10 protein-coding genes are annotated in these 13,416 nt (G+C 66.3%); 3 read left to right on the top strand and 7 right to left on the bottom strand.

The features are described from left to right. Positions 1–15: 15 nt before the first annotated feature. Together OHA19_RS34420 and OHA19_RS34415 are read right to left on the bottom strand one after the other, a co-directional pair. The gene (locus tag OHA19_RS34420; RefSeq protein WP_405710172.1) at positions 16–750 is read right to left on the bottom strand and encodes a hypothetical protein; all 735 of its coding nucleotides are present in this window, start codon (positions 748–750) and stop codon (positions 16–18) included. A 1,173-nt stretch (positions 751–1,923) separates the two neighbouring features. Beyond that, positions 1,924–4,023: an NACHT domain-containing protein gene (locus tag OHA19_RS34415; RefSeq protein WP_405710175.1), complete on the bottom strand. Its 2,100-nt coding sequence runs from the start codon at positions 4,021–4,023 to the stop codon at positions 1,924–1,926. 243 nt (positions 4,024–4,266) lie between these two features. Here OHA19_RS34415 and OHA19_RS34410 point away from each other — a divergent pair, with 243 nt between their 5' ends. Next, positions 4,267–5,478 (top strand): IS4 family transposase, encoded by a 1,212-nt coding sequence (locus OHA19_RS34410; RefSeq protein ID WP_405752759.1) that lies wholly within the window; start codon positions 4,267–4,269, stop codon positions 5,476–5,478. Between the two features lie 689 nt (positions 5,479–6,167). On the opposite strand, the gene OHA19_RS34405 is transcribed toward OHA19_RS34410, so the two are convergent. Then, complete coding sequence (locus tag OHA19_RS34405) at positions 6,168–6,953, bottom strand: hypothetical protein (RefSeq protein ID WP_405710178.1); 786 nt, start codon at positions 6,951–6,953, stop codon at positions 6,168–6,170. 1,009 nt (positions 6,954–7,962) lie between these two features. Next, on the bottom strand, positions 7,963–8,499 hold the full coding sequence (locus OHA19_RS34400) for a hypothetical protein (RefSeq protein ID WP_405710181.1): 537 nt from the start codon (positions 8,497–8,499) through the stop codon (positions 7,963–7,965). 264 nt (positions 8,500–8,763) lie between these two features. Between OHA19_RS34400 and OHA19_RS34395 the strand changes: the two genes are divergently transcribed. Both OHA19_RS34395 and OHA19_RS34390 read left to right on the top strand, forming a co-directional pair. Continuing rightward, the gene (locus tag OHA19_RS34395) at positions 8,764–8,952 is read left to right on the top strand and encodes a hypothetical protein (RefSeq protein ID WP_405710184.1); all 189 of its coding nucleotides are present in this window, start codon (positions 8,764–8,766) and stop codon (positions 8,950–8,952) included. A 543-nt stretch (positions 8,953–9,495) separates the two neighbouring features. Beyond that, positions 9,496–9,945: a hypothetical protein gene (locus tag OHA19_RS34390; RefSeq protein ID WP_405710186.1), complete on the top strand. Its 450-nt coding sequence runs from the start codon at positions 9,496–9,498 to the stop codon at positions 9,943–9,945. A gap of 70 nt (positions 9,946–10,015) precedes the next feature. Here OHA19_RS34390 and OHA19_RS34385 read toward each other — a convergent pair whose 3' ends face one another. Genes OHA19_RS34385 through OHA19_RS34375 form a run of 3 tightly spaced genes read right to left on the bottom strand, consistent with a single transcriptional unit; the run spans position 10,016 to position 13,387 of the window. Continuing rightward, a complete protein-coding gene (locus tag OHA19_RS34385; protein WP_405710189.1) occupies positions 10,016–10,531 on the bottom strand; it encodes a glycosyltransferase family 4 protein in 516 nt (171 codons plus the stop codon). Then, positions 10,519–10,995 (bottom strand): glycosyltransferase, encoded by a 477-nt coding sequence (locus tag OHA19_RS34380; protein ID WP_405710192.1) that lies wholly within the window; start codon positions 10,993–10,995, stop codon positions 10,519–10,521. The genes OHA19_RS34385 and OHA19_RS34380 overlap by 13 nt, the downstream gene beginning before the upstream one ends. A gap of 55 nt (positions 10,996–11,050) precedes the next feature. After that, positions 11,051–13,387: a hypothetical protein gene (locus OHA19_RS34375; RefSeq protein WP_405710195.1), complete on the bottom strand. Its 2,337-nt coding sequence runs from the start codon at positions 13,385–13,387 to the stop codon at positions 11,051–11,053. Between the last annotated feature and the right edge of the window lie 29 nt (positions 13,388–13,416).

The following is a 13,416-nucleotide window of genomic DNA, read 5'->3' as shown; positions in this document are numbered from 1 at the left end:
GAGTCAGAGCTCTTTCTAGGCGCTGATGATGAGGGCCTGAATCGACCACTGGATCCGGGTGTATGTGGCCCCGCCGGTACCGCGCCCCATCGTGATCTCCAGAGGCTCGGTCAGGGTTCCTCCGGCGGGGATGCTCCGCCGCCAGCTCTTGGTCACCTGCGTGTGCACCCCCGTCGCTGTGGAGCTGCCGCGGTTCACGAATGCCTGCATGTCGTCGGCTCCGATTCCTGCGACAGCCGACGAATTTGCGGGGAGGGTGAAATCGACGTCGATACTCACGACCACCCAGGCGAGGGCTGGGCGGCAGGTGTCCGGATTATTCATGTTGAGCGTCTTCGTCGTCACAACGACGTCGCTCCCGGCCGGTACCGCCGTGGCCGGGTACGCCTGATTTCCGTCGGTCGAGGCGTTCGACACCCGGGTCCGGGGCTCGGACCGCAGCACCCCCGTGCTGTCGCAGTAGACGCCACCTGCTGTGGTGTCGATGGTGCATGGGTGCGGCCATGCCTTGGTCGCGGCGGTCACCGGGCTGCCGGTCGATCCGTCCCCCGTCAGGCCGCATCCGGTCGCCACGGTGCCGCCCGTGCCTCCGGCGAGGAGGAGCCCGGCCGGTCCGCACGCCAGGAGGTTGGTCGGGTTCGGGTCCAGGCGCGGGGCGGCGCTGAGCGGGGCCGCGGTGGTGCCCTGGCCGCTCAGGGTGATGCAGCTGCTATCGGCGGCAACGAGCGGGGCCGGTTTCGCGGTAATCACGATGGGATTTGACGGGCTGCCTGCGCCGTCGACTTGAATGCCGTCGCCCGCGACGATCACGCACGAGCACCGGTCTGTGCATCACAAGCGTAGCTGTCGCCGTCGGCAAACCCGATAAACAGCGCAACGGCGACTACCCGCAAAGCGAACTAACCGAACAATTCCACAATTACGATCCCGGTACCCCCGGGACTCCCGTCGTACTTCGCTCCGTCCGAAGAGAACGCGCCACCGCCGCCGCCACCACGTCCGCGAGGAGTGCCCCCCGGACCAGACGTGGACCGGCCGTACCCACCGAACCCGAGATGGGAGTCCCCACCGCGCCCTGACAAGCCACGCATCCCCATCCGGATCGCTCCCTCACCAGGCCCGCCACCCATGTTGATCTGCCCCGTTCCGCCCGTCGGCGCGCTGGTGCCGTTCGATGTCGTGTTCGTCGTGTCTGACACCATGCCGTCCCCGCCGCCGTTCCCGCCGTTAGCGGTCACCGTGCCCCCGAAGGAGGAAGCCCCGCCCGCGCTACCTGCGTTGTTACCGCTCCCGCCTGCGCCACCCGCGCCGACGACGACCGACTCCACGCCAGCGAGGGCGCCGACCTCGATCACCGACTCCGAGTACCCCCGCCCGATCCACCGGGCCGGGAGATCAGCTGCTTCGGGTCGGCATCCGCACCAGCCGAACCACCGCCACCCGCCTGGACCCTGACCCGCACGCGGGCCAACCACGGGTAATCCGCCTTCGTGAACTTGTAGATGCCCGCACTCCCGTACTGGACGACTTTACGGAGGCCCATCGTGCCCGGATTCAGGCACAGCTCTCCGGTGTCATCCACATTGAAGTACTCACCACATGCACAGACCGCAGCCATGACCCCTCCCAAGGGGGTTGCAGTGCAGCCCGGCCCACAACCAGCGACTACATCGAGACTAACCCGCGGTTAATCCGCACCATGGCTGGTCATCGTGAACACCCCTTCAGAGCCACAGCAATCAGTTCGATGCGGAAGGAGCCGGTTAACCCTGTGTCGGGGGGCCTTCGGTACCAGGCGAGCTGCTGTTCACCCATGGATTATCGCCCTTGAAGACGCAGAGGGAGGGCAACGCCTCTGAATCCGCTGGGAACGTAGAGCCTTCCTCCGCGAACACGCCTGCTGCCTGATCAACCACCGGCAACTCAAGTCACGGTGTTCCGCGCCAGATGATCCTGCAATTCACGATGTCGGAATTGATAGGAAGTACCCGAGATCCGCAACAGCCCAGCCCCGTAGCACCAGTCAAGGAAGCGTCCAAGCCGACAGGGCAAGTAAACACGATTCCATCGGCGTGTACAGATCAAAAGCGAGAGATAGCGCAACACCCCCAAGCCGGACCCGAAGGCGAAGGCCATTCCCATTCCTGCAGGAATCGCCGCAATAAGCCGCAGAGACAATCCTGCACCGAGGTCGCCGTTCCCACTGTACGCGAAGGTGAGGATAGCGCCGATGACGATGACTCCGGGCACAGTCATGACGAGGGCGAAGAACAGGCTGCTTCGCAGCGGATCCTTGGGCCGGACGACGAGTGCTTCCTTGTCTGCCTTCAGACCGATGAGCGCACCGTACGATAATCCGAACGATAAAGCTCCCGCGAGTCCATTTTGGAGAGCATTGCGCAACACCCACTCGGAGCCACTAAAGAAGCCCACAACGAAGGCCAGTAAGAACAATGCCGCGAGGGCCCCAACGAAGGCAATAACGAAGCCGAGAAACAGCATTACTCGACTCTCGCGGTGCCGTAGCCGACGCAGACTCAGATGCCGATCATCCGGCCAGGTGGGCGCCTTGTCCATGCGATAAGAGGCGAACGTGATCAAGAACAACCACGTCAACACCAGAGAACCCGGGACTCGGTCCTCGAACATCAAGGGAGGCACAGTCCCGATAAATAGAAGCAAGTACGTCTGCAGCTTGGCTACCGCCAAAGGCATACGCTCCCCGGCGATTGGCCAAAGCTCAAGGGGCGCGATATCCGTTCCGGACAGCGGCCGACCATCAATGACTCGATTCTCGGCCGAATTGTCGTTCAGATTAGAAGCGAGCGCTACCAGCCAGCCGTGCACCTGCTCCGGAGAGTACGGGCCTCCCCTTGTCCGTAAGTGCAAGTCCGTAGCCACCGGCACGTACAGCTCGTGCAGGTGTTCACCGATCGCAGCTTGGCCGCGCCCCGCCACCTGGACCAGGTCATTTGGGTCACGCGACCATTCTCCAGCCTCAGAACCGGAGTTGCGATGCTCGTAAACAAACAGTGCGAGTGTAAGTCTCCAGGGATTCGAGAGCCCCTTGGCCAAGGCTCCGTGCGGCCGGGCAGCTAACTCCTGCAGTACGGAGTTCCAGCGCCCCGGATCAGTTGCCTTGGTCCGCCACTCGATGAATTGCCGTGCGGTCTCCGCAGAAACGGACTTAATCTCAACATGGGCGGCTTCTTGCGCCAACACTTTAATATCCCTCAGGCCGCGATAAGTCTTCTTTCGGCAAATAACCACGAGATCGGCCATTCCTGTGCCCGAAAGATAGTTATTGATCGCGCTCACGGCCTGCCGAGCACGGGAGTTATAGCCCGTGCGTCCAGCGCCGTCCATCTCGTCCAGCCCGTCCAGTACAGGCAGGACACGCCGATCATGAACTAACTGAGCGGCGGCAGTCTTACTGAGCCCGAACATGTCGCAGAGACTTCGGATCAACCACTGTTCAAAGTCCGTTTCCGGAGGCCAGGAGGCGAGAGACAACCGGATCGGAACCGCGTCACCAGCACCGTCCTCACGCCGATTCAGCAACTCCAGAACCAGCTGAAGTGCGAGTACCGTCTTCCCTGCACCGGGCTCACCCAGGATGACCAGACGTCGCTTCCCGGGTTCGAGGTCCTCGAAATAATCGACAATACCCAACAGACTGCCCGCGTTCAGATTGTTGGGCAATGCGTGGTCAGGCGCCGGACGCAGCCGGAATCCGATGTCGATCGGTTTGTGACTGTCCCCTAGTAGTTGCCTGCGCGCCTCGCTTTCCTCATGCTTCACCACAAGTGCGAGTCGGTCTGCGTTCTCGACGGTACCCATGGCCGCTTGCCGTCTGACGTCCCAGACGGCGAAGATCGCGACACCCAACGAGATCGTTCCCGCCACTCCTCCGAGCGGATCGATGTCCCCGAGCTTCAACTTTGGCCAAAGTCTCACCGCAGCAACGAGGAACAACCCCGCGGTGAGCATCCAGAGCAACAACAAGCGCCGTCGTGTCCCCATGGCCCGACATCATCCTCTAGGAACAACGTTGCTGACAATACGAAAGATGCCATTTCCGGTAGCGATCCAGCTACGCAGGACACCGTCGGCATCGGTGGAGTTTGGCCTGAAAATGGGGACACCGACGCGATCTAACCCTCAACAGCGCCTTAAGTGACCCAGATTTACCGGACCTTTAAGGCACTGGCGTTGAGCCTTAACCCCAATACCGTTCAGTTAAGTGCTTCTGGGTTATCGTGGGGGATGCCGCGTTCTGGTTGGGTGAAGCCGTCGTCTGATGTCCGGTTGTCGGATTTGGTGTCTGTGGGGTTGCTGACGCGGGTGTTTCCCGCGGATGTGGTTGACGCGGTGATCGAGGAGGCGGGGCGTACCGAGCGGCGTCACCGGTCGTTGCCCGCACGGGTGATGGCGTACTTCTCGATCGGGATGGCGCTGTATTCGGATGGCTCCTACGAGGATGTGTTCGCGCAGCTCACGGACGGGCTGTCGTGGGCGTCGGGGTGGTCGGAGTCGTTCACGCCGCCCTCGAAGTCGGCGATCTTCCAGGCCAGGTCTCGTCTGGGGTTCGAGCCGGTGCGGGATCTCTTCGCTCGGGTTGCGCGTCCGCTGGCGGGGCCTGGCACGCCGGGGTCGTGGCTGGCCGGGCGTCGCCTGGTGGCGATCGACGGGACGTGCCTGGATGTGGCAGACACGGCAGCCAACGCGGAGTTCTTCGGGCGGCCCGCTTCCAGCCGGGGGGAGCGGGCCGCGTTTCCGCAGGCCCGCCTGGTGGCATTGGCGGAATGCGGCACCCATGTGGTCTTCGACGCTGCCACCGGCCCGTGCAGCGTGTCGGAGATCGAGTTGTCCCGGCAGCTCGTCGGGCGGCTGGAGCCGGGCCAGCTGGTCCTGGCAGACCGGGGCTTCTACGGGTTCCGCCTCTGGCAGCAGGCCGCGGCCACGGGTGCGGATCTGCTCTGGCGAGTGAAGACGAACCTGCGGCCCCGGTATCTGGAAACCCTGGCCGATGGGTCCTGGCTGGCCCGGATCGTCCCGACGTCGGGCACGAACCGGGCCACGACGGAGCCGCTCACGGTCAGAGTGATCGACTACACGGTCGATGACGGCCGGGACAACGCCGAGGAGTACCGGCTGTTGACCACGATCCTCGACCCTGCCGAGGCCGGCGCCGAGGACCTCGCAGCCGCCTACGCCCAACGGTGGGAGATCGAGACCACCTTCGACGAGCTGAAAACCCACCAGCGCGGGCCCCGCGCGGTACTGAGCTCGAAAGCCCCCGACCTTGTCCAGCAAGAAATCTGGGGACACCTGTGCTGCCACTACGCCATCCGCACCCTGATGGCCGACACTGCCGCACTCTCCGGCCACGACCCCGACAGAGTTTCCTTCGTCAAAGCCCTCCGCATCGCTCGCCGTTCAGTCGCGCAGAGCGCATTTCCCCCCTCCGGGCGCTGACGCAGCCGACGCGATCTGGCATCACGCCATCCGATGGCTCACCCAACACCTCAACCCAACACGCCGAAAACGCTCACACCCCCGAGTCGTCAAACGCAAAGTCCTGAAATGGGCCGCGAAACGCTCCCACCACACACACTGGCCCCAGCCCAAACACAGCCCCCACATCACCATCCAAGCCACTAACTGAACGGTATTGGCCTTAACCCTCTTGCGCCTCGCCATCGGGTGGGCTGCCAGGCACGGTTGCTAAAAGGTGGACAGCAATCCCGGCGGTGGGGACGGCGGGCAGCAGCCCAAGGCCGAGGACCGGCCGCGTACGCCACACCCGCACCGCGACGGATGTCTCCGTGACCTCTTCCACGGTGACGGTGCGCGGCCCACGCTCGCCATGCCTGGGGTCGGCCGCAACGGCGCTGATGACAGGGGGCTCCGGCAGCGGAGTGTCGAACGTCCAGGTGGCGCGCCCGTCCCGGTCGGTGACGGCGACCGTCGCGCCCGGTGACGGGCCGGGCGGGCCGGGATCTCCTTGCGGGCCTTGGGGGCCGGTCTCGCCCCTCGGGCCGGGCTCGGGGCTGGACTTGGGCTGATGCTCGATCGACCGGGTGCGCCGGTCGAGGTCCCGCAGGACGCCGGCGAGTGGGTTGTCCGGGGAGCGTCTGGGTGCGGAGCCGCGGAGTGCCACGTCGTCACACCCCTGCCGGGGTGAGCTGCACCGACACTGTTTCGCCGCTGCTGTCCTCTTTCACTTTCACCGTGGCGATCTTGAGGCTCTGGGAGATGGTGCGGCAGGTCTGGGTGGTGGTGACGTCCACGCACCAGCCGGGTACGAGGGCCGGTACGTCCACGCTCGCGTCCGGCGCCAAGGTGGCCTCCTGGGAGTCGATGAACACCGGGGCCGGGAACGAGGCTGCGAGGCGGGATCGGGCTGCCGCCTCCGCCGAGTTGTCGTCCAGGATCGACGTCTCCTCAGCGACTCGCTCCAGCAGCCCGTAGTAGGGGTGGACCCCGCCGGCCTCCCCCTTGATCGTGTCCTTGCCGTGGATGACCCACCGCGTGGCGAGCGCGAGGCCATCCTCCGCGACGACGAGCGGACTGCTGAAATCCGTGTCCGTCAGGGAGACGACGCGAGCGTAATGGTCCTCGGGAAGGATGATGATCGCTGACCCCAGGGCGGTGTAGTCGATGCCGGTCGCGGCGAGATCCCGCAGGTGGTCACCGGTCTGCCCCACATCCACCTGATAGGCCCGGTCACCACGGATACGGGACGGGCCGATGATCTGCACCGTGTGCCCCGGGTCATCCGGGGCGAAGCCGTCATCGATGAGCCAGGCCGATACCTCGGTGAGCTCGTGGGCCACGAACTGCTGGTCATTGTGGGGGACTCGGCGGTCGAGCCATCCGAGAATGTCTACGGCGCTGATGTCCACCCCGTCGGCCGTCCACTCCGGCGCGGTGATCGGCCCCTCCCACACCGGTGCAGCGTCCCGGTAGATCGCGAGCTTGTGGCGCCAGGAGCGGACCGGGAGAGGCTGGCGCAGCAGTCCACATCCGGGGCGATGCGAACGCGGGCCGTCGAGATGTCATCGAGGACGCGCGACCATTCGACTTCCAGCAGGACATCGGCCGTGGAGACCACGGCCCCGTCCCGGTCGATGATCTGCGCCGTGTGCGTCGAGCAGCCAGCTGCCACAGCAACCCCCAGGGTGGTGGTGCCCGGCCCAGAACCAGCAGCTCCGGCGAGTATAGGGCTCCGTCAGATCTGGCGATTCCGCGACAGTAAATAAAGCGCAGGCGATGCCGTTTCAGATCGACAGCACCATCATGCCGCGAAGCGCATTTCATGCGGCGGCGAAGTTTTCTGGCCAGAACTTCGCGACAGATGGCTGATAGGTGCCATTCCCAGTTCCTACAAGGCTTGCTAGAAATTCAGTGCTAGTTCGCATCAGCAGCCAACGCTCTTCAGGGGGCAACATGCGTGTTCGTCATGCCGTCGCCAGCGCGGCTCTCAGTACCGCACTTCTCGTGGGTGCGGCCGCAGCACCGGCCCACGCGGCCTCGTCCGGCGCGGCAGGGTGCCAGACGGCGTCTTGACAGAAGGGCAAGGACGGCACGGTCGTGTACACAACTCAGGCCGTGGTGCTCCACCAGCAAGGCCCCTACGGTGACTGCCTTCCTGGATACACCATAGGCGGCTCAAGTAACAAGCTCGTATATGACTGCTGGACTGAAAACAGCTACGGAAACACCTGGACCCACCTCACGGCTTACTACAGCAATCAGGTTTATGAGGGATGGATTTGGGACGCCAAGCTACCGAACGGCGGCAGCAGCATGAAATGCGACTGGTAGACGAAAAGGGGCCCTTGATAATTCGCGCCGTTGGTCACATCACTCGGCGCTGCAACGGTCTTTGATATGACTGGACCGCAGCTCGTGGGCTCCGGTCCAGTCATTTCCATGCCCCTGGCAGGCTCGTGTCTGTCAGTACTCCCGGCCGCTCAAGGACGCCGTCACCGTCGCGTCGTCAGCCGGGGGCACAACGGCGTCAGCGGCCACCTCGACGCAGTACCGATCACACGTCAGCAGCGGGAAGGTGAGCGGGCCGCCGTCACGCCCGTACGCGTCCGTGGTGCCCTCGCACCGGCCCAGGCACTCCAAGGTCGCACGGCCGACCTGACCGTCCAGCGTCATGACACCGCCCGCCGCCACGAAAGCGATCTCGTACGTGCTGTGCGGGTTGCAGCGCTCCAGCTCTACCACCCCGTCGCACGACAGCCCCTCGTGCTCCGCCGTCCGCTCATACAGGGTGATCGTGACACGCCGCAGGTCACTGCTCCCCGCACTGACCTCAATGATCGGCACCGCACCGAACCACCGCGGCCAGCTACTCAGGTCGAGTTCGTACGTCTCGGCGTTGACGGCCAGGGCGTGCCGGAAACACGTCTCCGGCGGCGGAAGAACCGGCGGCGTCGGCGTCCTGCAGGACGGGTTACCGCACAGATCCTCGGGTCCGGGCACGCGGCCAGGCGGCACGTCGCGTCACACGGGTCACGTACGGGCTCCAGCGCCGGCCAGGCCACCTCACAGGCCGCATCGATCAGTTCGGCCGTCACCGCGCCCGGGGTCGCACAGGTTGTGTCGGACGGCTCGATGCATACCGGGTCCGGCGGTCCTTCCGGGCCGCGGTGGATGCACCAGGTGATGCACTCGGTCCCGTCATCGGTCGGGACCGGGACGTCGAGCACGGGCACCGGGTCGGTCCACAGCCACGGCGTACCGGCCGTGAGGACGAACTCCACCGTGCGGATGTCCGCACCGGACTGGCACGCCCCGCTGCCGGTGCAGCCGTTGCCGTTGCGGTTGCGGTCGATGACGCGCGGCCCGTCGACCACGGCGACGCGGCGCAGCGTCCGGCGGTGCCGCTCCGCGAAACTGTCCGGGTTCTCGGTCTCGGGCGGGCAGCAGTTGTAGACGGTGAGGCAGTCACCGCCGCACCCGTCCGCCGTGCACCCGCTGAGGGCCTGGGCAAGCCATCGCAGCCCGTACGCGACGCCGCAGGCCCGACACTCGACAGGTATGCCTCCAAGCGGGCGGAGTTGTAGATCTCTACGCCGCCCAGGCTCATGTAGTCGCTCACGGGTGGCCTCCAACAAACAGTTGGTGGCCCGGCCCAAAACCAGCGGCATCACAACGAGTCTATCCGGCAAGTTCTGGTGCAGGCTGGCGTCACACCGCAGCACCGTCAGCAGGCCAACCACCGGGCCAGGCCCCATGCGGGAGGGACGCGGACCCCTTGCAAGCAGCCACTGGCCACCTGACCAGGTCGTTTCGGCCCTCACCGAAACATACAGACGCCGCAAGATCCATTCGGTACTTTCTGAATACCGCCAAGGAATGGGCGAATGAACCGCCCTTCGAAAGACGGCAAGAGGGAATTCCGCGAGAGCAAAGCAGTTCACGTGGCCACCATCACCCCTCCCAAGTAAAAGAAGAGACGAAACAAGGAGGCACATCATGAAGACAAAATGGGTTCGCAGACTTGCCTGCACAGGCGCAACCCTCGGGCTGCTGCTTGGCGCCTCAGTACCAGCCGAGGCAGGCTCGGATGCCTACTACAGAATCAAGGGAACCATCTCCGAGGCGAATGACGACGTGGGGGGCTACGATGTTCAAATCGAGTTCTTCCACAACGACGTCAAAAGCTACTTCCTCACCTTTTGGGCCAACGATGAGGTACTTCACCTCATGGACATGCAGACCGATGACGACAAAGCAGAGGCTCACGTCATCGTCCTGAAGAACGGCGTCGCCGTGGACAACGACCACTTCGTGACCGGAACACAGGACTGGTACGAACTCGGAACGCCTGACGGCTCCGGCGACATCCCTGAAGGCTACCGGGTGAAAATTAAACTGTGCCGCAAGGACTACCAGTGCAGCAACTGGTATACCGGGAAGGCGTGATCGCCGAACGCAGTTTCCTGCGACGAGCAGGTCGAATTCAGGAATCGCACCAAGTGGACTCTCGCGGCACTCATCTGAAGTGGCAGGCGCGAGGAGTGAGCGCCGTAGGCGAACACAACCTGCGGCACATAGCCTCGAACTCCCTGATGTTCTGGGCGTAGTCGAGGGCCTCGGCGTGGGCACGCGACCCGGCTGACGCAGCGCCGTATGCCGCTGGACCGGACAGGCGGTGCAGCTCGGCCACCCACCGGTCGGTGTCCTCCCGGAGGATGTACGTCGCCGCGGTGCCGAGCGCTTCGCGGATACCGGGCAGCGGGGCCGCGAGGACCGGGATGCCGGACAACATGGCTTCCACCCCGGCCCGGCCGTACGACTCCGTGGTGGACGGCATCAGCAGCACCCGCGTCTGCGCGTAGACATACCGCGGGTCGGTACGGTCGGCGACCACCACGTTCGGTGGGAGCGGCCCGTCGGGGGTGTGGCCGGCCGCGCGCACCATCAGGAACCGGGTCTCCAGCATCCGGTCGGCGACCTGGGCCAGGACGTCGGCGCCCTTCGCGACCGTGCTGCCGTTCAGGGTGACCATGGTGCCGGGGGTGGTCCGGTAGCGGCCCGGATCGATGGGCGGCGGGAGCACGATGGCCTGGCCGTGGTGGCCGGGGTAGTGGTCACGGCACGCCTCAGAGGGGACCACACCAAGCCGGGGCGCCCGAGGTCCTTCTCCTGCGACATGCCATGGACCATCAGCAGGTGCGGGATGCTCGCCGCCTGGGACACGATCCGGGCGGCCCTCCGGTCGCCGTGATGGGAGATCAGCAGCTCCGGCCGTGACGCCTGGACGGCGCGCCGCCAGTACCGCAGCGGCCACACCCTCACCCCGTCCTCGGTGCGCGGCTCGCCCGGCTCCTTGATCGTGGTCACCACCTGCACCTGATGCCCGGCCGCCACGAGCCCTTGGACGTACTCGCGGCTGGTGACGAATGCGCCCGTCGGAAGGGCCCGCCCGTAGACCGGCAGGATCACCAGTACGCGCATCCCCCGCAACCGCATCAGCTACCTCCGGGCTCGATGGCGTGCGTGTGGACGGTGCCCCAGGTGCCGGCCATCAGAGGTTCACCCCCGTCGTCCAGGACACGGCAACAGTGCCCGTGGTCGCGGCGACGGTGAGCGGCCCGGTCAGCAGAGCGTCCGCATCCCGGGCCACGGACCAGGTGACGGACTCTGAGGCGACGAGGCTCGACGTGCCGTCCGCCGTCGTCACCGTGCCCGTGCCCCGGGCAACGGCCGTAACGGACCGGAGCGTCGGCCACGCCGTCGCGTCCCACGTCTCCCCCGGGTCGAGGTCGACGCGGTGGGCCTGCACGCCGGATGCCGTCGGTGCGCCTCCCGGCTCGCACTCGACCGGAGAGACCGGGGTATACGGCGCCGACGTGTCCTCGGTGTACGTGCCGATCACCGTGAGGTCGCCGGTGCATGTGTCGACGCCTACCAGCTCGACGTAGTCGACCTCACCGACCCCGTCACCGTCGGCGTCATCGCACCGGCACTGCTCGATCACGTGGACCGGGCACGAGTCCGCGGAAGAGGTGCACTCGCCGACGTCGCCCGTCACCTCGTACGGCTCGCCGTCCAGCGTCGTGTCGACGACCGACACGGTGGCCCCGGTCGCGCAGTCCTTGACGAACGTGCGCAGGAACTGCGCCTCGCACTCGACCGGCGGGACCTCGGCCGACCACGAGAACTCGTCGACTGTCCCTACCTTGGGCCCGGCGCGGTGGTACGTCTCCAGGTCCAGGATCGCGACGATGTCACCCGTCGCGAGCGCCGCCGCCGGGACGTCGGCGGTGAGCGTCAGTGTGTGCGAGGAGCCGACCGGTGCGCTCACTGGGACGTCGACGTGCGTGAGCCGGGACGCCGCCGACGCGTCCCACAGGGCAAATCGGCCGTCGCCCTGCCAACCACTGTTCGGCCCGTTGTTCGTGGCCCTCAGCGACACCGTGACGCTGAGGGTGCCCGTGAGGGTGGGCGACCCTGCGGCGAGGTGGACACCGATCGCCCTATGCGTGTCGCCCGTGCTGCTGGCCGGGCAGGCAGGGTCAGGGCCGATGACGGCGGCCCCGCCGGTCCATACCGGGGCGCCCTGGCCGGTGGTGTCGAGGAGGCACCACCCCGACACCGGCGCCCCCGGCGCCCAGTTGTTGAAGCTGGCCGGGTTCGGCTCATCCGTCGCGGTCGGCTCGATGCCGGCCTGGCATTCCGGGTCCAGGTCGCACAGCAGCACCGTGCTGGTATCGCGGCACTCCTCCGTCGGGCAGCAGTCGCCGCCGGCGGTCGTGCACTCGCCGGCCTCTACGGTGACCGTGTACGGGTCGCCGTCGAGAGTGGTGTCCGTGACGGTGAGGACGGCACCCGTCTCACAGTCCACCGTGACGGTACGGAAGAACTGCGTCGCGCAGCCGGTCTGTTCGTAGGCGACGGACGCGGTGACCCCGGACAGCTCCCAGGACGTTTCGCGCGGGCTGCCGGGGCATGCCTGCGGGGAGTCATCGTAGGTGTCGAGCGCCACGAAGAAGGCAATGTTCCCGGCGGCCAGGTCGGCGGCCGGGACATCCGCCTCCACCGTGAGGGTGCCCGCCCAGCCGACCTCGGCGTCCTTGGGCGGGAGGACGGTAGCGACCGGCGTCGTGCCGTTGAAGAGGCGCACCGCGCCGGTGATGGCGCATCCGGTGTCCGGGCCGAGCTGTTCGGCGTCGACCAACACGGCCACGTGAGCCGTCCCGGTGTCGCACGCCGGGCGCGGGGCCTGGACCGTCGCGGCGAAGGTGCGCACGGTGCCGGGCTGCGGTCCGGTGCCTGGCGGGAGGGTGAGGGTGCCGCCGTCCCACAGTGCCTGTGCACCCGCCATGGGCAGGCCGGTCGGATACGGGTAGAACGGGCCGGGCACGGTGTCCGTGACCGTGGCCTCGGACTCACCGTCTGTCGGCGCGTCGCACAGCAGGAGCGTGGAGGCGTTCCGGCACTCGGGCTGCGGGCAGCACTCCCCACCAGCCCCTCCACCGCACGGGACGATGCGCTGCCCGTCCGGGATGGCGTCCTGCCGGGTACCGGTCTCGTCCAGGTAGTAGACGTGCTGGTCCTCGATGACCTGCGTCCACACACGCGGCTCATAGTCGTACGTCGCGGCGACGTGGAGCAGCATCCCGGCCTGGTTCGGGTTGGGGCACGTGGTGGGCGGTGCCGTCTCCAAGAGCTGCACGACGATCTCGTTCTGCCCCGCCCTGCCACCTGGGACGGCACTCGGCGGGAACGCCCAGGCCGGCGGGGTGAATCCGCCGCCGCTGACGGGCTGCCAAGCTCCATCGTTGAGGCGCCACTGAATCACGCCGTTGTCGGCGTTGAGGACGGACGCCGCGATACGGATCGTGTCCGGGTCCACGTTCACGGGGAGTTGCCACGAGGCGCGGGTGTACC

Source organism: Streptomyces sp. NBC_00012, from assembly GCF_045040875.1.
Classification (GTDB): Bacteria; Actinomycetota; Actinomycetes; order Streptomycetales; family Streptomycetaceae; genus Streptomyces.
This window is presented reverse-complemented; position numbering and strand designations above follow the sequence as displayed.